This is a genomic window from Paracoccus sp. (in: a-proteobacteria) (assembly GCF_046462195.1).
Lineage (GTDB): Bacteria > Pseudomonadota > Alphaproteobacteria > Rhodobacterales > Rhodobacteraceae > Paracoccus.
The window spans coordinates 20,310-39,807 of sequence record NZ_JBKGUN010000134.1; the positions used below are offsets into that span (position 1 = coordinate 20,310).

The following is a 19,498-nucleotide window of genomic DNA, read 5'->3' on the forward strand; positions in this document are numbered from 1 at the left end:
AAAGGGCAACGGGTGATGGCAGACATCGTCGATTTCATCGCCACTGTGCATCCCTATGACAGCCTGAAGCGGGACGAACTGGCGCGGGTCGCCGGTTCCTTCAGCCGCAGGCAGGTCGCCGCGGGCGATGTGATCTATCAGTTTGGTGACCGCCTGGCCGGCCTTTACCTGATCGAAAGCGGTCGCGTGATGGTTACCGACCGCAATGGCGACAGCGTGTCGGAGCTGGGGCCGCGCAATTCGTTCGGCGAGCGGGGGTTGTTGCGGGACGGAGTGGCGGTCACCTCGGCCCGAGCGCTGGACGATGCGGTGATCCTGATGTTGCCCCGGGCCGAGGTGGCGCGGCTGATCGAGACTCACCGCGCCGTCGCCCGCTTTTTCGACCGGGGCCGCGTGGCCGGGCGCGATACCTTGGTCGCCACGCTGAAGGTCGGGGAACTGTTGTCGGGCAAACCTGTTTCCTGCAGTCCCGACACCCCTGTCATCGAGGCTGCGCGCGCGATGCGGCAGGCCGGCGCCAGCAGCATCGGCATCACCGATGCGGGACGCCTGATCGGGCTGGTGACCATCCGCGACATGTCGAACCGCGTTGTCGCGGAAGGGCTGGACATGCGCCGGCCCGTCGCTGACATCATGACCGCCGATCCCATCACCCTGGCCCCAGCCGCGCTTGGCTATGACGTGCTGACGATCATGCTGGAGCGCCGCATCAGCCATCTGCCCGTGGTCGATGGCGGACGCTTCGTGGGGATGATCAGCCAGACGGACCTGACGCGGGTTCAGGCAATCTCGGCCCCCGGACTGATCCGCGAGGTGGCGCAGGCGGACGACGTGGCGCAGATGGCGCAGGTGACGGCCCGCATTCCCGAACTGTTGGTGCAACTGGTGCAGGGCCGCCAGCGGCACGAGGTCATCACCCGGATGATCACCGACGTGGCCGACGCGGTCACGCGACGATTGCTGGACATGGCGGGGCAGGCGCTCGGTCCTGCGCCCGCGCCCTTTCTCTGGGCCGCCTGCGGCAGCCAGGGACGACAAGAGCAGACGGGCACCAGCGACCAGGACAACTGCCTGATCCTGTCGCCCGATGCAGATGCCGATCACCCTTGGTTCCGCGACATGGCGCGCATCGTCTGTGACGGCCTGCATGCCTGCGGCTATGTTTATTGCCCCGGCGACATGATGGCCACCAACCCGCGCTGGCGTCAGCCGGTAACGGTCTGGCAAGACTATTTCCGTGACTGGATCGCCCATCCCAGCCCCGAGGCGCAGATGCTGGCATCGGTGATGTTCGACCTGCGCGCCGTCGGAGGCGAAGCATCGCTGCTGGACGACCTGCAGCGCGATACGCTGGAAAGGGCGTCCCGGAACTCGATCTTCGTGGCGCATATGGTGACCAACGCGCTGAAGCACCGGCCACCGCTCGGCCTGATCGGCGGTTTTGCCACCATCCGGAACGGCGAGCACCGTCACCATATCGACATGAAGATGAACGGTGTCGTGCCCGTGACCGACCTGGCGCGGGTTTATGCGCTGCAGGGCCGGATCATGACCGTCAATACCCGCAGCCGGCTGGAGGATGCCGAAACGCGCGGCGTCATCTCGGCCAGCGGGGCGCGTGAACTGATCGCGGCTTATGACATGATCCAGGCGGCACGGTTGGAAAACCAGGCGCACCTGATCAAGGCGGGCCGTCGGCCGGACAATTATCTGTCACCGGCGGATCTGCCGGATTTCGAACGCAGCCACTTGCGGGACGCCTTTGTGGTGGTCAGGGGCATGCAGTCGGCAGCAGGACATGGCAAGGGGATGCTGGGATGACGGGAATCGGGATCGAACTGCTGGGCGTGATCGCCGTGGGCATCGGCATGGCGGCGGCGCTCTATGCCGGGGGGCATGCGGCGCGCAAGGCCGGGTTGCGGCCGGCCCCCTGGCTGCTGCCGGCCGGGATTGGCCTGTCCATGGTCGCCTATTCGGTGTGGAACGACTATGCTTGGTTCGGCAGGGCCAAGGCGGGCCTGCCGCAGGATGCACAGGTGCTGCTGGTGGGCCGCGACAGCCAACCTTGGGCGCCCTGGACGTATCTTGCCCCGGTCGAGGTGCGCTTTGCCGCACTGGATCCTGCCCAGATCAGCGACCGGCCCGACGGCACCCGCCACGCGCCTATCATGCTGGTCGAAAGACGGGGTCATACGGTCATCGTGCCGCAGGTTTTCGACTGCGCCGGTGGACGTGTCCGCCCGGCCCGTGGCGAATGGACCTCCAGTTCCAAGGATGATCCCGCCTTTGCCGCGGTGTGCAGGCCGGAGGACAGTCATGGCTGACATCCTGGTCGTCGAGGACGAGGACAATATCGCGATCGCGCTGGATTTCCTGCTGACCCGCGACGGCCACCAGCATGATCGCATGGCCACGGGCCAAGGCGCCGTGGCCCGGATCCGCGACAAGCGCCCCGACCTGGTGCTGCTGGACGTGATGCTGCCGGATGTGTCGGGCTACCAGATCCTGCAGGATCTGCGCGCCGACCCCGACATGGCGGCGGTGCGTGTTCTGCTGATGACGGCGCGGGGTTCGGTGGTGGAGCATCGCAAGGGAATGGCGCTTGGTGCGGACGGCTTCATCGCGAAACCGTTCGAGCTGGCCGAACTGCGGGCCGAGATCGCGCGCCTGCTTGCCGGGCCATGCTGAAGAGGCACTCCCTCCGCCTGCGCATTCTTGCCATGTTCTCGGGCTTGGCTGTCGGAACACTGGCGGTCGCGGCGGTGGCGTTGTGGCTGGCCGCGCGTGGTGGAACGGATGCGATGGTGCAGGGCGCGATGGTGGCGGGTTTCGGCCTGACAGGGCTGGTAGCCGGGCTGTGGTACCTGTTCGACGCGCATCTGGCCCGTCCAATCGAGGATCTGGCAGGCAGTCTGCGCACCGGAACCGCACCCGATCTGACCCGCACCGGGTACCTGGCCGATCTGGGTCCTGCCGCCCATGATGCCGCACTGGCCCGCGCCCGCGCCCTGGAAGCGTTGGACGAAGCATTGCAGGTCCATGCCGCCGAGCAGGCGCGGGAAAAGGCCAGCCTCGAGGCGATCCTGGCCGATTTCGGCGCGGGTGCGGTGATGACCGACGGGCAGGGGCGCGTGATCTTCTACAACGCCAGCGCCTCCCGCCTGCTGCCGGGGCTGGCGCTGGATCGGCCGCTGGGGCGGCATATTCCTGCAGGTGCGTTACGAGCCGCCGAGGCGCGCCTAACCGCAGGGGCGGCGGCGACCGACCTGTCATGCGTGAACGGTCAGGGGCTGCGCCTGTCGGGACGGTTGCGCCGGCTGGATGCAGGGCTGCTGCTGATCCTGCGCGACCGGGCGACCGATCGGCCGGCGCCTCATGCCACACTGGAGGCGCTGCGGCGTCACGCAGCGACATTGGTTCCAATGCTGGACGCGCTGGACGGCCCCATTCCCCCGGCCCTGGCGCAGGCGATCCGTGCCGAAGGACAGGGTCTGGCCGAGATGACCCGCGCGCTGTCGCGGATGATGGCGGGCGACGCCCCCCCAAGCCTGGCGGGGCTTGAGGAACTGGCGGCAGGATTGGAGGCTGACATCCCGCTGGCGCGCCTTGGGGTGCAGGCCGAGGCGGGGTCGATAAATGCTCTTTTGCTGGTTCTGGACGCACAGCTACGGGCACGGGGGCTGGCGCCGCGGGTCACGGCGCAGGAGGATCGGGACGAGGTGCGGATCATCCTGCAATGGAACGGGCCGCCTGTGTCCGTGGATCATTTGGACGCTTGGCTGGCCCTTGCACCCGACGCCGGACAGCCGAACCTGAGCGGAGCCGAGATCCTGTCCTTGCATGGAACCGGACTTTGGCCCGAAGCCGAGGGTTCCGTGGCGCGGCTCGTCCTGCCGTTGAAGCGGGCCATGGCGGAAGCCGGAGGGGCCGGGTTGACCTATGACTTTGCACTGGCACGGCGCGGCGCGGCCTCGTCCCGGTTGGCGGATCTGACCTGCGTGGTTTTTGACACCGAAACGACCGGCCTGAGCGACAGTGACCGGATCGTCCAGATCGCGGGCCTGCGCCTGGCCCGTGGTCGCCTGACAGGCGAGCGGTTCGAAACGCTGGTCCATCCAGGACGCAGCATTCCGGCTGCCTCCACCGCGATCCACGGGATCACCGATGCAATGGTGCGAGATGCGCCAGAGCTGACTGCCGCACTGAATGCCTTTGGGCATTTCTGCGAGGACAGCGTTCTCGTGGCGCACAACGCGCCCTTCGACATGGGATTCCTGCGCCGTGCCGAGGGGGAAACAGGCGCTCGTTTCGACAACCGTGTGCTGGACACCGTGCTGCTGTCGGCCATGGTCTGGGGGCAGGCTGCCGACCATTCGCTGGATGCGCTGACGCAAAGGCTCGGGATCCAGATCCCGGCCGAGGCGCGCCACACCGCAATGGGGGATGCCATTGCCACGGCAGAGGCCTTTCTCCGCCTGATCCCCGCACTGGAGGCCAAGGGCATTGCCCGGTTCGAAGAAGCCGTGGCCGAGGGCCGGCGTCATCGCCGCCTGATCCGGGATGCGAACCTGCCGGCCTAAAGCGCGATCTGCGGCCCTTCGGGAATGGCCGGTTTTTGATCGTCCGGGGCGGCAGGCTCATCACCCAAGGGCGGTGGCGGCGGGGCCTCATCGCGGCGGCGGATCAGGATGTCGCCGTTTTCCAGCCGCTCGGGCGCCTCATAATTCCTGATGTCGTCGACGATTGTGGCCAGATTTTCCAGCGCAGGAGCCATCTGCTGCAGCCTGTCCGACAGGTCACGGGTCAAACCTTCGACATCGGGGCCGGCGCTGTCCTGAAACTGGCGGAACAGCATGCCGATCCCGCGCTGGACCAGGCCCAGCCCTTGTTTCGTATCGTCTGTGGCCTGCGACAGCACGGGTGCCGGAAGCAGGACCACGAAAAGGGCCAAGGATAGAAGGCGTGTGGTCATCCATTCAAGATGGGCCCCTGAGGCCTGCAAGACAAGACTTCAGGCGGCGCCCATGTTTTGCCCCGACTGGTGCATGGCGCGAAAGCTGTCCCAGGCTTCGTTCAGGCGGCGGGTGCGCGCCTCGGCGAGGCGAATGGCCTCGGCCGGAAGGCCGCGCCCGATGGCGTGATCGGGATGGCTTTCGCGAATCAAGGCGCGCCACCGCTTGCGCGCCTCGGGCAGGGGCGTGTCCGGGTCGACGCCCAGCACCTCGCAGGGGGGGCAGCCGGTGGCCGGGTCCTGGCGGCGGCGAATCGCCGTAACCTGAGCAGGGGACAGGCCAAAGATGCGCCCCACCTCGTCCAGGAACGCGATTTCTGTTTCGTGCAATGCGCCATCGGCAAGGGCAATGATGAACAGCCCCTCCATGACATCCAGAAGGACCGGATCGCCGGGCGTGAACATGCGCGCGATGCGCCGCGCCCAGGCATCGAAGCCCGCCACGTCCTGCCGCGCCAGATCAAACACGCGGGCGGCGTTCTTTTCCTCGGAGCGCGGGATGATGAAGACCCTGCGGAACGCAGCCACTTCGGAACGGGCCACGGCGCCGTCCACTTTGGCCAGCTTGGCCCCCAGCGCGATCACGGCGATGGTGAAGGCAACCGAACGTTCCGGAGGCACCGCCGCACGCGCCGAACCCAGATAAGCCGCCATGCGATCGCCGATCCGCTGCCAGAAGCTGCGGGGCTTCGGCAGGTTGGGGCAGGGGCCGTGGCAGTGTTCGGGTGTCGCGCAACATTCCATGGGAACAGGTTAGCCGCTCAGCCTGCCGGACGATAGGGGCGCATTGTCGCTCCGGTCGTCACCCTCGGCCCAAAGATCCTTGCCCATCAGCACAAGATCGTGAAACTGTTCCAGCTTCCACCCGGCCATGGGGATTTGGCCCCAGCGTGCATAGCCCATGGCGGCATGAAAGGCGATCGACGGTTCGTTCGACCCCGTGATGCCCCCGATCAGGATGCGGTGCCCGCCTGCCCGGGCGTGATCCTCGATCCGGGTCAGCAGCAGGCGGCCCAAGCCCAGGCCGCGGTGGCCGGGGGCCAGATAGATGGTGTGTTCCTGGCTGCGGGCATAGCCGCCGCCCGCACGGAACTGGGTATAGGTGCCAAATCCGGCGATCACGCCCCGCACCTCGGCCACGAGAAAGGCATGACCGGTTCCCTGCCGTTCCGTGATCAGGGTCGTGATCTGGTCGTGGCTTCGCTCGGTGGGCCAGAAGGTGATGGCCGTGTCGCGCACGATCGGGTTCCAGATGGCTGCGATCTGGGGCACATCGGCCAGAACCGCGTCACGAACCACCACGTCCAATCGCGTCAGCCCCGATGCGCGCCCGCGGCCAGGTCGCGGACAAAGTCGAGGATCTCGGGCACCGGGCGGCCTTCGCCGATCAGCTTGACAATGGCGCTGCCCACCACGCAGCCGTCGGCAACCGATGCAATCTGCTGGGCGGCGTCCGGCGTCGAGATGCCGAAACCCACCACGACCGGCAACCCAGCCGAAGCGCGGATGCGCGCGACCTCGGGGGCGACCTCGGCGGCATTGGCGGCGGGGCCGCCGGTGATTCCCGTGACGCTGACGTAATACACGAAGCCCGACGTGTTCCGGACCACCGCCGGCAGGCGCCGGTCGTCCGTCGTGGGCGTGGCAGACGGATGAAGTTCAGGCCCGCCTCGGCCGCGGGCAGGCACAGCTCGTCATCCTCCTCCGGGGGAAGGTCGACGATGATCAGCCCGTCCACGCCCGCCTCGACCGCCTCGGCCAAAAAGCCTTTGACACCGCCCGTACGCGCATAGATCGGATTGTAATACCCCATCAGCACCACCGGCGTCGTCCTGTCCTGCTGACGGAAGGCGCGCAGCATCTCCAGCGTGCGGCTGACGCTGCCCCCCTGGGCAAGGGCGCGCTGGCCGGCGGCCTGAATCGTGGCGCCGTCCGCCATGGGATCGGTGAAGGGCATCCCCAGCTCGATGATGTCCACGCCCGCGGCGGGAAGACCGCGCATGATCTGCAGCGCCGTCGCCTCGTCGGGGTCCGACGCCATGATATAGGCCACGAACGCCTTCTTCCCCTCGGCCTTCAGCGCTGCAAACCTGTCGTCGATTCTGGTCATGTCCGTTCCTGCCTTCCGGGGGCCGCATCCTTTGCGCCCAGCACTAGCCCGCATGGTGCGGTGGTGCAATCCGGCGCGGGCTGGACTTGGACCTGCGGGGCGCGTAACAGACGCCGGAATTTAGTCGGGAAAGGGTGCTGTCATGGGATTTCGCATGGGGATCGTGGGGCTGCCGAACGTCGGCAAGTCCACCCTGTTCAACGCGCTGACGAAAACCGCCGCCGCGCAGGCCGCGAACTTTCCCTTCTGCACGATCGAGCCGAACGTGGGCGAGGTTGCGGTGCCCGACCGGCGCCTGGACACGCTGGCGGCCATTGCGGGCAGCAAGCAGATCATTCCGACGCGCATCACCTTTGTCGACATCGCGGGGCTGGTCAAAGGGGCGTCGAAGGGCGAGGGGCTGGGCAACCAGTTTCTGGCGACCATCCGCGAGGTTGACGCCATCGCCCATGTGCTCCGCTGCTTCGAGGATGGCGACATCACCCATGTCGAGGGCCGGGTCGACCCGATCGCCGATGCCGAGGTGATCGAGACCGAACTGATGATCGCCGACATGGAGTCGATCGAGCGGCGTCTGGTCAACATCGCCCGCAAGCTGAAGGGGGGCGACAAGGAAGCCGCTGCCCAGGAACGTTTGCTGAAAGAAGCCCTGACCGCGCTGGAGGCGGGGCGTCCCGCCCGCACGATCACCGTGGCCGATGATGACCGCAAGGCATGGGACATGCTGCAGTTGCTGACGTCCAAGCCCGTGCTTTACGTCTGCAACGTGGCCGAGGACGAGGCCGCGACCGGCAATGCCCTTTCGGCCCGTGTTGAGGAGATGGCTCGGGCCGAGGGCGCGGGTCATGTGGTGATCTCGGCCCGGATCGAGGAAGAGATCAGCCAGCTGGACGCCGAGGAAGCCGCCATGTTCCTGTCCGAGATGGGGTTGGAGGAGCCCGGCCTCGATCGCCTGATTCGTGCCGGTTATCATCTGCTGGGCCTGCAGACCTATTTTACCGTAGGACCCAAGGAGGCGCGCGCCTGGACGATCACCAAGGGCACCCTTGCGCCGCAGGCCGCCGGCGTGATCCATGGCGACTTCGAGAAGGGCTTCATCCGCAGCGAAACGATTGCCTATGACGATTATGTCGCGGGCAAGGGCGAGGCGGGTGCCCGTGAGGCAGGCAAGCTGCGCGTCGAAGGCAAGACCTATGAAGTCAAGGACGGCGACGTGCTGCACTTCCTGTTCAACGGCTGACGCGAACGGCAACGCGTTTCGGAAGATGTTGCGCCAGCCAGACTGACGCGGGCGGCAGCTTCTGCCGCCTTTGTTCCTATATGGGCCTGCCTTCCTGATGGGTGCCTTGGGGATGCTTTAGGTCAGCGGCATGTCGAGGGTTCACGCGATGCACACGCTACGGGAGGCCGATGACTCCGGAACCATCATTTCCGGGCCATTGTGTCGGCCCTTATTTTTCTGGCTGAGTTGCATGCCCTACAGACGCATGGCTCAGTTACGCTATTCATGTCGCACCGAGGGGCCATAAGGATTCATCTTGCACAGGAGGCACCTGTTCTGGCTAGGTTGCAGACCCATTGATTTCCCGTCTTGAGCGTCATTCAGGCCTCGCAAGGAGACCTGATCGATGAGAAACCTGTTCTGGCTGACCGAGGCGCAGATGGTGCGCCTTCGCCCCTTCTTTCCCAAGAGCCATAGCCGCCCACGTGTCGATGATCTGCGGGTGCTGAGCGGCATCATCTTCATCAATCGTAACGGCTTGCGATGGTGCGATGCACCAAGGGAATATGGATCAGCCGAGACCCTCTACAATCGTTGGAAGCGTTGGAGCGATAACGGGGTCTTCGCCCGGATCATGATGGGCCTGGCCGCCGAGAGCTCCAATCCAAAGACGATCATGATCGATGCGGCCTATCTGAAGGCGCACCGCACGGCTTGCCGCCTGCGCGCGAAAGAGGGGGCGCGCTTGCCAGATCGGTCGAACGAAAGGCGGCATGAACACAAAGCTGCATGCCGTGACCGATGCGAGAGAGCCGACCGATCCGGTTCTTCAGGTCGGCAGGACAGAAACGGCGATAATACCGGGGCGGCGGCACTGTTGGGCAGCCTGCCAAAGGCTGACTGGCTCTTGGCAGGCCAGGGGTATGATGCCGACTGGATACGAAGGGCGTTGCAAGACAAAGGAACGAAGGCATGCATCCCGGGCCGGGCGTCCCGCAAAAAGACAATGAAATACGACAAGCGGCGCTACACGAGACGCGATCGCATTGGCCGCGACCGTCCTGTTCTGGCTGTGATCAAGAGCGAGTCTCGAGCCTAGTACCCGCATCTGCCAGCTACCCGATGTTTGACGTCGGTGGGCAATCTAGGCATCCCTGCCCTGAGCAACGGCAGGACAGATTTCTTGAATTATCCATGCACCGAGCGTTAACTGCAACGCGCTGACCTTAGGCTGCCACGAATTTCGGTTTGCCATTATTGATGACAGTCGACTTGGTAGGTGCATAGGCTGTACCGGACGCGAGCAGAGATCATCAAAAGCTTTGCCCCTGAGATGAGCGTCGTTTTTTGCTGGTTTACCGGCGCCAGCCTTAGCTTAGGAGGCGGATGTGGGACACCGAGCCCCTGACATGGCATGTATCGTAAAGGGTACCACCTTTCCGATGAGCATCTGAAAAGAGATTCGTCCGGCGCACTTTTTGCTTTGCACCTGCCGGCTTGTCAGCCGACAGGTGCATGATTGCGCTCACCTCTAGTGCTCGCGCAACGGCAGCACTAGAGGTGCATGCACGTTTAGTTCGCGATCACCGTACAATCCTGCGCGCGGGTGCGGATGCGTTCGCAGGCCAGTTCGGCATAGCCCTTGGACAGGTTGACGAAGCGGGGCTCGAAACCTTTCTTGGTGTCGGCGACGTGGCGGCGCGCCTGCCCGAAGATCCCGCCATCCTGCAGCGCAAGGCTCAGAAGCAGGCGGTCGGCCTCCGACTTGGACCGATAGACGCCAAGGGAGACGCCGAAGTTGCGACCGCTATCGGCCGGTCTGCGCACAACCTCCAGCGTTTCAGGCGCCACCTGATCACCCTCGCCCATGGCGGCGAGGATCACGGTTTCGGAACGAGGCCTGGGCGAGGGCGAGCTGTCCAGCGACAGGTTGCCCACAGGCGCCTTGGCCACCTCGGTTTCGGCGGCCGGTGCGGGTTCGGCGGGCTCCACGGCGGCGGTGCTGGCACTGCGCCGGGGCGAAGGAGCCGGCCGGTTCGACGCCGCCAGAACCGGCTTGGCCAAGCTGGCAGAGGCAGGTTCGGGGTCGGACGCCACGGCCGAGGCGATCGCCTCCTCGATGGCCATGCCGGTGCTGCCAGGCCGGCGCACCGGCCGGTTGCTGCTGGCCAAGGCCACTCCGGGCGCTGCAGGAGGCGCGGCGGCCTCGGTCGCGCGTCGCAGGGCTTCGGTCAGGTCTAGCTGGGCGGCCGGGGCAGCCGCCACCAAGGTCGAGGCCGCGGCAGCGGGCCGTGTCGAGGGCGGCGGCGATGCCTGCAACACCAGACGCTGCGGCTCGGGCTGGGTGGCGGCGGGCGTGGGCGCGACCTGTGCACGGCGCGTGGTCGCCTGCACCAGCAGGCGCGGCGCTTGGGGACGCACTTCGCGGACGCGGTCCGGGATGCGGGTAAAGCTGCTGTCCAGCAGTTCTGCCATGACCTGGTTGCGATGCGCGGTCGAAGTGCCGCCGAAGACCGTTGCGATCAGACGCTTGTTGCCGCGTTGCGCCGAGGCCGTCAGGTTGAATCCCGCCGCCCGCGTATAGCCGGTCTTGATCCCGTCCGCGCCTGAATAGGCATCCAGAAAGCGACGGTTGGTCGAGGCCACCTGCGCAATTCCCGCATCTGCCGAACGGCGCGAGAAGAGGTTGTAGTATTGGGGGAAATCATAGAACAGGTGCCGTCCCAGCACGCTCATGTCATGGGCGGTGGAATAATGACCGTCCCGGGTCAGGCCATGGGCGTTGCGGAACTGGCTGTTGCTCATCCCGATCGCGCGCGCCATCTGCGTCATCTGCTGGGCGAACGCTTCCTCGGACCCCGCCAGGCCTTCGCCGATGGTGGTGGCCGCGTCGTTGGCGGACTTGATCGCGGCGGCGCGGATCAGATAGCGCAACTCGATCTGCTGTCCGGCGCGCAGGCCCAGCTTGGATGGGGGCTCATTCGCGGCCTTGGACGATACGGTGAACTTCGAATCAAGCCGGACCTGACCACGCTCGATGGCGCTGAAGGCCATGTAGAGCGTCATCATCTTGGTCAGCGAGGCCGGGTGAAGCCGCGTGTCAGAGTTCTGCCGATAGATCGGCTGCCCCGTGCGCGCGTCCATGACATAGGCCGCAAAGGGCGCCGCGACTGCCGGCATGCCCAGGATGGTCACGGCCGCAAGCGCAAGGCTCCACAGCCGGAAAACTGTAAGAAATCGGGTCACTGTCGCTGTCTCTCTGCCTTCAGCAGGCGTGTCGTTTGTCGCACACCCGTCGTTAATCAACCTATAATAGCATGACGGAAACATTCGGGAAACCGGGCAATCGCCTTAATTTTGCCAAGGCCGTGACAGGTTGTCATGGGGACCGCCTTTGGTGGGGGGCTTTCATCCCCGGCCGATTGCGCTATATTTTCAGGACCGCAGGCGGGCTTTGCCTGTCTGACGTCCCACCGCCGCAGCCTCAGGAACGACCGTAGCCCGATGACGCACTGGATGACCGATTCCGACCGTCCCAATGATCAGTCCGATCTGGCGGTCAAGCCGCGCGCGAAGTCGCAGCGCCCGCCGATGTACAAGGTGCTGATGCTGAACGATGATTTCACGCCGATGGAGTTTGTCGTCCATGTTCTGGAGCGCTTGTTCCACATGACGCATGCCCAAGCCATCGAGATCATGCTGACCGTTCATCGCAAGGGGGTGGCAGTTGTCGGCGTCTTCTCGCACGAGGTGGCGGAAACAAAGGTTGCTCAGGTGATGGAGCTGGCGCGCCGCCAGCAGCATCCTCTGCAATGCACCATGGAAAAAGAGTAATCGCTTGACCCAATCACGACTGGACCTGGCCTTTCCGGATGGCCATCCCGGGGGCGAGGTGCTGTTTGTCGGCGCCAGCGCCGTCGACGACCTGTTGCCGCTGGACCCCACGCATCTGCAGGTCATCCAGGGACACTATCCCGACCATCAGGCATTGAATGTCCGCGGCTTTCGTGTTGCCCCCGAGCTGGATGTGTCCGCCAAAGGCTCGCGTTTTGACACGGCCATTGTCCGCCTGCCACGTGCCAAGGCCGATGCGCGTGCACGGATCGCGCAGGCTGTCACGCATCTGGCGCCGGGCGGGGTTCTGTGGATCGACGGTCAAAAGACAGATGGGGTTGACGCGATCCTGAAGGAACTGAGGGCTATGGCCCCTGTGGGCGAGGTCATCAGCAAGGCTCATGGCAAGATCTTTCGCGTGACGCCGCCCGCCGATGCGGATTGGTTGCCGCAGGACTGGATGCCCCGTGCGCGCGAGGTCGAGCCCGGCTTTGTCACCCGTCCGGGCGTGTTTTCCGCGGATGGCGTCGATCCGGGTTCACGGATGCTGGCCGACCTGCTGCCGCCCAAGCTGCCGACGCGCATGGTGGACCTCGGTGCCGGCTGGGGCTGGTTGTCGACGCAGGTCCTGGCGCGCCCCGGCGTGACGGAACTGCATCTGGTCGAGGCCGATCACGCCGCGCTCGAATCGGCCCGCCAGAACGTGACCGACCCGCGGGCGCAGTTTCACTGGGCCGACGCCCGGGACTTCAAGCTGCGCGAACCGGTGAACGGCGTGGTGATGAACCCGCCCTTCCACGAAGGACGACAGGCCGAGCCGAGGCTGGGCGCGGCTTTCATCGCCACGGCCGCGCGTCTGCTGACGGGGGCGGGCCGGCTGTGGATGGTGGCGAACCGCCACCTGCCCTACGAATCGGTCCTGACCCAGTATTTCGGGCAGGTGCACGAGATCGGCGGCGACACACGCTACAAGGTGATCGAGGCCACGGCGGCAGGCAAGGGCAATGCCGCGGCCGCACGCAAGGGTGCCCGGCGATGAGCATGTCGATCCAAGGCCGCGTGGCCATCGTCACGGGCGCCGCGCGCGGCGTGGGCCTGGCGATTGCGCGGCACATGACCGAACGCGGCGCCATGGTCATGTTCGCGGACAGCGACGAGACGGCGCTGAACTCGGTCATCTCGGATTATCAGGAAGGCGACAATCAGGTGCGCCGCTTTGCCGGCAACATGTCTGAAAAGCTGGCGATGGCGAACCTGCTGTCGGCGACCCTGGATGCGTTCGATCGCGTGGACATCCTGGTGAACGCCCATCGTTTCGTCCGCGGCAGCGACCCATTGGACACCGACATGGACACGCTGGAGGAAATGCTGCGCCAGAACATGCTGGCGGGGCTGCGCCTGTCGCAGATGGTGGCCAAGCGGATGATCAAGCAGGCCGAAGGCACGGGGCCTTCGGCCCAGTCAGGGGCCATCGTCAACATCTCGACCCTTGCCGCGCGGCGCCCGATCCCGTCGATGCTGGGCTATTCCATCGCCTGTGCGGCGCAGGAACAGGCGACGCGGGGGCTGGCACTGGCGCTGGCGCCATTCCGGATTCGCGTGAACGGCGTCAGCTTCAGCAGTGTCATGTCGCATGAACTGCAGTGCGCCCTGAAGGAAGAACCCGAAAAGCGCGCCCAGATCATTGCCGGAACACCGCTTGGCCGAATCGCCCCTGCGGACGAATTGGTCGAGGCGGTGCATTACCTCGTCAGCGACGGGGCACGGTTCGTGACGGGACAGGTGCTGACCGTTGACGGGGGACGGAGTCTGGCCGATGCCGTGACGGCTCAGGTCATCTAGGCTTCGTCTGGATAGGCGGCGCGGCAGGCGGAAACCGCGGCATTGGCGCTGCGCGTCAGTTCGGCCTGACGGGCCGCCAGGCTGTCGCGCTTGCGTTGCTCGACCAGCGGGTCGATGGGAACCCGGTAACGGTCCGTGTCCACATAATCACGCCAGCAGCCATAGGTATCGACCTGCGTCGCCCCGTTCCGGTCGCGCCAGACGCGGCGACACTGATCGAAGCGGGAGCGCACGACCTGACGCTCTTCCCAGGCATAGCCGCGCGCCAGGTTTCCCTCGACCTCGGCCAGAAGGGAACTGACGGTGCGATATTCGCTGGTGTTGCGGCTGATGCAGCGTTCCTGAGGTGTACCGCAGGCCGCCAATGCCAACGGCAGGGCGGTCAGCAGGGCAAGGGCGGTGTTGCGGGCCATGGCGGGTCTCTTTACATCGGTGGACAATGATAGCCGCGACGCGGTTCTTTTTGCAAATCACGAATGAGGAGCGTCATGGTCGATCAACGCCGCCGCGCCGCCGACTGGTTCCACGAATTGCGCGACCGCATCGTTGCAGGTTTCGAATCATTGGAAGACCGTGGTCCGGGCAAAGCCGCGCCGGGCCGGTTCGAGGTCACGCCGACGGAACGCGCCAATGACGGTGGTGGCGGCCTGATGTCGGTCATGCGCGGCGGGCGGGTCTTTGAAAAGGTCGGCGTGAACTGGTCCGAGGTTCACGGCACCCTGGCGCCCCGGGCGCAGGCGGCAATGGCCACACGGGGCGTGCCCGGCATGGACAATGACCCGCGGTTCTGGGCCAGCGGCATCAGTCTCGTGGCACATATGCAGAACCCGCATGCGCCTGCGGTTCACATGAACACGCGCATGTTCTGGACGCCGGGTGCCTGGTGGTTCGGCGGCGGTTCGGACCTGAACCCGTGTCTGGAATATCCCGAGGATACGGCGCATTTCCACGACACGCTGCGCGACGCCTGCGCGTCCCATGGCGACGATTACTATGACCGCTTCAAGGCCTGGGCAGACGAGTATTTCTTTATTCCCCATCGCGGGCGCGCGCGTGGAGTGGGCGGCATCTTCTATGACGACCTGAATACCGGGGACTGGGAAGCGGATTTCGCCTTTACCCGCGCCGTGGGCGAGGCGTTCCTGCCCGCCTTTCTACCCCTGGCCGAGGGGCGCATGACCCAGGCCTTCACCGAGACCGACCGGGACGCCCAGCTGGTGCATCGCGGCCTTTATGCCGAATACAACCTTGTCTATGACCGGGGCACCAAGTTCGGGCTGGAAACCGGCCACAACCCCGATGCCGTGCTGATGAGCCTGCCGCCGCTGGCCAAGTGGGTCTAGGCCCGCGCGCCCATCAGGATCACCATCGTCCCCAGAATGCACAGCGCGGCACCCAACAGGTCCAGCCGCGTCGGCACCTGTCCTTCGGTCAGCCACAGCCAAGCGACCGAGGCGATGACATAGATGCCCCCATAAGCGGCATAGGCGCGGCCCGCGAATTCGGCCTCGGCCCGCGTCAGCAGCCAGGCGAACAGCGCCAAGGCCACCATGCCCGGCAACAGCCACAGGGCCGACCGCCCGAGGCGCAGCCAAGCCCAGAAGGCAAAGCAGCCGGCGATCTCGGCCAAGGCCGCCAAGGCATAAAGACCGATGGCGGCAGGCATGAACTCAGACGTCCAGTTCTTCGACGAAGCGGGCATTTTCCTGGATGTATTCGAAACGCAGCTCGGGCTTCTTGCCCATCAGGCGTTCGACCAGATCGCCGGTCTCGCCCCCCTCGTCATCATCGATGCTGACCCGGATCAGCTTGCGCGTCTTGGGGTTCATCGTCGTGTCCTTGAGGTCCTTGGCGTCCATCTCGCCCAGCCCCTTGAAGCGCTGCACGTCGATCTTGCCGCGCCCGCCGATGCCCTTGGCCAGCTTGCGTTCCTTTTCCGCGTCATCGGCGACATAAACGCGATGCGCGCCCTGCGTCAGGCGGTAAAGGGGCGGGCAGGCCAGGTACAGGTGCCCCTTGTCGATCATCGGCCGCATCTGCGTAAAGAAGAACGTCATCAGCAGCGATGCGATATGCGCCCCGTCCACGTCGGCGTCCGTCATGATGATGATCTTGTCATAGCGCAGGTCATCGACGTTGAACTTGGACCCCATGCTGACGCCAAGGGCCTGGCAGAGGTCGTTGATCTCCTGGTTGGCACCCATCTTGGAGGAGGCCGCGCCCAGCACGTTCAGGATCTTGCCGCGCAGCGGCAGCAGCGCCTGGTTGGTGCGGTCGCGGGCCATCTTGGCCGAACCCCCGGCGCTGTCGCCCTCGACGATGAACAGTTCGGTCCCTTCGCGGTTGGTGGCGCTGCAGTCGACCAGCTTGCCGGGCAGGCGCAGCTTTTTCGTGGCGGTCTTGCGGGCGGTCTCCTTTTCCTGGCGGCGGCGCAGACGCTCCTCGGCGCGCAGGATCAGGAAGTCGAGGATCGCTCCGGCCGATTTCGTGTCGGCGGCCAGCCAGTTGTCGAAATGGTCGCGCACCGCATTCTCGACCAGCCGCGCGGCTTCGGTCGTGGCAAGGCGGTCCTTGGTCTGGCCCACGAATTCAGGCTCGCGGATGAAACAGCTGACCAGCGCGCAGCCGCCGATGGTCAGATCCTCGCGCGTGATCTGGGCAGCCTTCTTGTTGCTCACCCGCTCGCCATAGGCGCGGATGCCCTTCAGGATCGCGGCCCAGAAACCCATCTCATGCGTGCCGCCCTCGGGGGTGGGCACGGTGTTGCAATAGGACTGGATGAAGCCGTCCCGCGCAGGGGTCCAGTTGATGGCCCAGTCGACCTTGCCCGGCACGCCGAATTTCTGCTGGAAATCGACGGTTCCGGCAAAGGGACGATCGGAATAGGTCGAGGCGCTGGCCAGCGTCTCAGACAGGTAGTCGGCAAGGCCGCCGGGAAAGTGGAACACGGCCTCGCGCGGGGTTTCGCCGTCGTCGATCTCGGATTTCCAGCGGATCTCGACGCCGGAAAAGAGATAAGCCTTGGATTTGACCATCTTGATCAGGCGCGCGGGCTTGAAGCGGTGATGGCCGAAGATGTCCTCGTCCGCATGGAAGATCACGGTGGTGCCGCGCCGGTTGGGGGCGCCACCGATTCTGGCCACCGGCCCCTGCGGGATGCCGCGGGAAAAGCGCTGTTCAAACAGTTCGCGGTTGCGCGCCACCTGCACGATCATGATGTCGGACAACGCGTTCACCACGGATGCGCCGACCCCATGCAGGCCCCCCGAGGTCTGGTAGGCATCGCCCGAGAACTTGCCCCCCGCGTGCAGCGTGCACAGGATCACCTCCAGCGCGGACTTGCCCGGGAACTTGGGATGCGGGTCGATGGGGATGCCGCGGCCGTTGTCGCGCACGACGATGCTGTAATCGGCCAGCAGCTCGACCTCGATGCGGCTGGCATGGCCCGCCACGGCCTCGTCCATCGAGTTGTCGAGGATTTCGGCCACGAGGTGGTGCAGCGCGCGTTCGTCCGTGCCGCCGATGTACATGCCGGGTCGCTTGCGCACAGGCTCCAACCCTTCCAGCACCTCGATCGAGGAGGCGGAATAGGCGTCGGCTTGCAAGTCGCCGGAAAGAAGGTCGTCGGCCATCGGGTCTGCCCGTTCTGTCTGTAGATGCTTTATGAAGGTGGCGTTATCTCACGCCAAAGGGGCGGGGGGCAAGGCCTTGCCGGACGGGGGCGACGATCCGGCGCGCGTGCTTATTCCGGTTCGGCCATGCGGGCCTGCCACATCCGCTGAAAGGCGGGACGGTCCTGACAGGCCGCCAGCCAGGCGCGGATGGCGGGAAACGGCGCCATCAGCGCGCCGTGGTTCTGGGCATAGCGGACGATCTCGGCCATGTTCAGGTCGGCCACGGTAAAGCGCCCGCCGACCAGATAGGCATGGGTGGCCAAATGATCCTCCAGAACCTTCAAGGGACGGACCAGCCGCTCGGCGGCCTCGGACACAAGCCCCTCGTCGTCGGGCGACTGCAGGGTGCCGCGATTGTGCAGGAACAGGATGGTCAGCGCATCGGGCTCGATCGCAGTGGCTCCATAAAGGGACCATTGGCCCATCAGCGCGTCCTCGGCATAATCCTGCGGGCCGACCGTGGTGCCATGCTTGCGCGCCAGGTGCAGGGTGCAGGCCAGCGATTCCGACAGCACCAGGCCCTCGTCCTCGATCACTGGAATGGCACCGGCCGGCGACAGGTCCAGGAAATCCGGGCTGCGGGTGTTCAGCGGCGCGCCGGGCGCCGTGGCGTCTGCCAGTCGATAGGCCTGGATCACCGGCACCTGCCGGAAAGGCAGGTCCAGCTCGTGACACAGCCAGATGACGCGCGACGCGCGCGAGCGGGTGACGCCGTGGATGATCAGCATGGGGGCCCCTTGATTGCGATGGATGCAGCTTGGGCCCGCAGGGCCCGGCCCGCAACCCCTTCAGCGCAGTCCGGCGCGGGCGGCGGCGCGGTCGATGGCCTCGACAATGGCCTGCGGGTCGCCGTGATGCGGCATGTGGCCCTGACCCTCCAGGATCGTCAGCCGCGCGTTCGGCAGGCTGCGGGACAGCGGTTCGGCGTGGATGCCCGCAGGGACGATGCCGTCCTGAGCGCCGTGCAGGATCTCGACCGGCAGTGTCAGGCGCGGGTATTCCGGGGCCATCACGCGCAGGTAAGGGCGCAGGCCGGTGATCTGGGCGGCATTGGCGCGATAATTGCCGCGCCGGGCTGCCAGCCCCACGCCGATATAGTCGGAATAGCCCGGCGGCACCGCCTGTGGTGCAAAGATCCCGGCCATGATCCGGTCGCCAAGCGACACGGGCGCCAGTGCGGTCAGCAGGGGCGGCCCCACCCGATCACCCAAGGGCGTCCCGATGAACGCGTACCAGCCCGACAGGTCGCCCGGCCAAGGCATCGTGGCTCCCGAGACGATCACCAGCGCCGCCGTGTCGCCCGGCGCGCGCATCGCCCAGGCCAGCGCCACCGCACCGCCATAGCTGTGGCCCAGCACGATGGGGTCCTGCACGTCCAGCTGCCGGGCGGCCGCGCGCAGCAGTTCGGCCTGGGCGATGGGACTGGTGTTGTTGTCGATGGGATCGGTCCAGCCAAGGCCGGGCCGGTCAAAGGCGATGACGCGATAACGGTCCCTCAGCCGCGCCACGAGATCAAAGGTAAAGTCGCGCATGTTCCCGCTGGCCCCGTGCAGCAGGATCAGGTCGGGTCCCTGTCCTTCCACATGGGCATGGACAGTGGTGCCATTCACCTCCAGCAACTGCCCGATGGGCGGGAACTGGGCCTCGAACGCGGCCTCGCGCGCGGTGGCACGGGCATTCACCAAACGACCGCAGCCCGTCAGCAGAGTCGCTGCCGTGGCCAGTCCCCAGATCAGCGCCGCCATTCTTGCCATCGGTCTTGTCTTTCTGTCGGTTCGGTGCAGACCCAAACACGCAGGCCGGAC

19 protein-coding genes and 1 pseudogene are annotated in these 19,498 nt (G+C 65.8%); 10 read left to right on the forward strand and 10 right to left on the reverse strand.

What is annotated here, in order from left to right; translation table 11 throughout:
- Positions 1-15 precede the first annotated feature (15 nt).
- The 4 genes from ACLHHB_RS08665 to ACLHHB_RS08680 are packed head-to-tail and all read left to right on the forward strand — an operon-like array spanning position 16 to position 4,580.
- Entirely contained in the window at positions 16-1,821 is a 1,806-nt protein-coding gene (locus ACLHHB_RS08665) for a DUF294 nucleotidyltransferase-like domain-containing protein (protein WP_410217874.1), read from the forward strand.
- Positions 1,818-2,324 (forward strand): hypothetical protein, encoded by a 507-nt coding sequence (locus ACLHHB_RS08670; RefSeq protein WP_410217875.1) that lies wholly within the window; start codon positions 1,818-1,820, stop codon positions 2,322-2,324. Before ACLHHB_RS08665 ends, ACLHHB_RS08670 begins: the two co-directional genes overlap by 4 nt.
- Complete coding sequence (locus tag ACLHHB_RS08675; RefSeq protein WP_410217876.1) at positions 2,317-2,688, forward strand: response regulator transcription factor; 372 nt, start codon at positions 2,317-2,319, stop codon at positions 2,686-2,688. The genes ACLHHB_RS08670 and ACLHHB_RS08675 overlap by 8 nt, the downstream gene beginning before the upstream one ends.
- On the forward strand, positions 2,682-4,580 hold the full coding sequence (locus ACLHHB_RS08680; protein WP_410217877.1) for an exonuclease domain-containing protein: 1,899 nt from the start codon (positions 2,682-2,684) through the stop codon (positions 4,578-4,580). Before ACLHHB_RS08675 ends, ACLHHB_RS08680 begins: the two co-directional genes overlap by 7 nt.
- Here the strand turns inward: ACLHHB_RS08680 and ACLHHB_RS08685 are convergent.
- From ACLHHB_RS08685 to trpA, 4 genes and pseudogenes are all read right to left on the reverse strand, one after another.
- Positions 4,577-4,972: an AAA+ family ATPase gene (locus ACLHHB_RS08685; protein ID WP_410217878.1), complete on the reverse strand. Its 396-nt coding sequence runs from the start codon at positions 4,970-4,972 to the stop codon at positions 4,577-4,579. The two genes, ACLHHB_RS08680 and ACLHHB_RS08685, sit on opposite strands and share 4 nt — an antisense overlap.
- A gap of 39 nt (positions 4,973-5,011) precedes the next feature.
- Positions 5,012-5,665, reverse strand: a complete 654-nt coding sequence (locus ACLHHB_RS08690) for a TerB family tellurite resistance protein (protein ID WP_410217879.1) — start codon at positions 5,663-5,665, stop codon at positions 5,012-5,014.
- 99 nt (positions 5,666-5,764) lie between these two features.
- A complete protein-coding gene (locus tag ACLHHB_RS08695) occupies positions 5,765-6,313 on the reverse strand; it encodes an N-acetyltransferase family protein (RefSeq protein WP_410217880.1) in 549 nt (182 codons plus the stop codon).
- A gap of 11 nt (positions 6,314-6,324) precedes the next feature.
- A pseudogene (gene trpA, locus ACLHHB_RS08700) lies at positions 6,325-7,121 on the reverse strand (tryptophan synthase subunit alpha).
- A 142-nt stretch (positions 7,122-7,263) separates the two neighbouring features.
- Between trpA and ychF the strand changes: the two are divergent.
- Together ychF and ACLHHB_RS08710 are read left to right on the forward strand one after the other, a co-directional pair.
- The gene (ychF, locus tag ACLHHB_RS08705; protein WP_410217881.1) at positions 7,264-8,361 is read left to right on the forward strand and encodes a redox-regulated ATPase YchF; all 1,098 of its coding nucleotides are present in this window, start codon (positions 7,264-7,266) and stop codon (positions 8,359-8,361) included.
- Positions 8,362-8,749: 388 nt separating this feature from the next.
- Positions 8,750-9,442 carry an IS5 family transposase gene (locus ACLHHB_RS08710; RefSeq protein WP_410217882.1) on the forward strand — a complete coding sequence of 231 codons (693 nt, stop codon included), beginning with the start codon at positions 8,750-8,752 and terminating at the stop codon, positions 9,440-9,442.
- A 473-nt stretch (positions 9,443-9,915) separates the two neighbouring features.
- Here ACLHHB_RS08710 and ACLHHB_RS08715 read toward each other — a convergent pair whose 3' ends face one another.
- Positions 9,916-11,523 (reverse strand): D-alanyl-D-alanine carboxypeptidase family protein, encoded by a 1,608-nt coding sequence (locus ACLHHB_RS08715; protein WP_410217910.1) that lies wholly within the window; start codon positions 11,521-11,523, stop codon positions 9,916-9,918.
- A gap of 336 nt (positions 11,524-11,859) precedes the next feature.
- Here ACLHHB_RS08715 and clpS point away from each other — a divergent pair, with 336 nt between their 5' ends.
- The 3 genes from clpS to ACLHHB_RS08730 are packed head-to-tail and all read left to right on the forward strand — an operon-like array spanning position 11,860 to position 14,019.
- On the forward strand, positions 11,860-12,177 hold the full coding sequence (clpS, locus tag ACLHHB_RS08720) for an ATP-dependent Clp protease adapter ClpS (protein WP_410217883.1): 318 nt from the start codon (positions 11,860-11,862) through the stop codon (positions 12,175-12,177).
- 4 nt (positions 12,178-12,181) lie between these two features.
- Entirely contained in the window at positions 12,182-13,216 is a 1,035-nt protein-coding gene (locus ACLHHB_RS08725; protein ID WP_410217884.1) for a methyltransferase, read from the forward strand.
- Positions 13,213-14,019 carry an SDR family NAD(P)-dependent oxidoreductase gene (locus ACLHHB_RS08730; protein ID WP_410217885.1) on the forward strand — a complete coding sequence of 269 codons (807 nt, stop codon included), beginning with the start codon at positions 13,213-13,215 and terminating at the stop codon, positions 14,017-14,019. Before ACLHHB_RS08725 ends, ACLHHB_RS08730 begins: the two co-directional genes overlap by 4 nt.
- Here the strand turns inward: ACLHHB_RS08730 and ACLHHB_RS08735 are convergent.
- Positions 14,016-14,432, reverse strand: a complete 417-nt coding sequence (locus ACLHHB_RS08735) for a hypothetical protein (protein ID WP_410217886.1) — start codon at positions 14,430-14,432, stop codon at positions 14,016-14,018. The two genes, ACLHHB_RS08730 and ACLHHB_RS08735, sit on opposite strands and share 4 nt — an antisense overlap.
- Positions 14,433-14,507: 75 nt before the next feature.
- Here ACLHHB_RS08735 and hemF point away from each other — a divergent pair, with 75 nt between their 5' ends.
- Positions 14,508-15,362, forward strand: a complete 855-nt coding sequence (gene hemF / locus ACLHHB_RS08740) for an oxygen-dependent coproporphyrinogen oxidase (protein WP_410217887.1) — start codon at positions 14,508-14,510, stop codon at positions 15,360-15,362.
- Here the strand turns inward: hemF and ACLHHB_RS08745 are convergent.
- The 4 genes from ACLHHB_RS08745 to ACLHHB_RS08760 form a co-directional block, all read right to left on the reverse strand.
- Positions 15,359-15,685 (reverse strand): YnfA family protein, encoded by a 327-nt coding sequence (locus tag ACLHHB_RS08745; protein ID WP_410217888.1) that lies wholly within the window; start codon positions 15,683-15,685, stop codon positions 15,359-15,361. The genes hemF and ACLHHB_RS08745 overlap by 4 nt on opposite strands.
- A 4-nt stretch (positions 15,686-15,689) precedes the next feature.
- Entirely contained in the window at positions 15,690-17,651 is a 1,962-nt protein-coding gene (parE, locus tag ACLHHB_RS08750; protein WP_410217889.1) for a DNA topoisomerase IV subunit B, read from the reverse strand.
- Positions 17,652-17,761: 110 nt separating this feature from the next.
- Complete coding sequence (locus ACLHHB_RS08755) at positions 17,762-18,421, reverse strand: glutathione S-transferase family protein (RefSeq protein ID WP_410217890.1); 660 nt, start codon at positions 18,419-18,421, stop codon at positions 17,762-17,764.
- 60 nt (positions 18,422-18,481) lie between these two features.
- Complete coding sequence (locus ACLHHB_RS08760) at positions 18,482-19,438, reverse strand: alpha/beta fold hydrolase (RefSeq protein ID WP_410217911.1); 957 nt, start codon at positions 19,436-19,438, stop codon at positions 18,482-18,484.
- Positions 19,439-19,498: the final 60 nt, after the last annotated feature.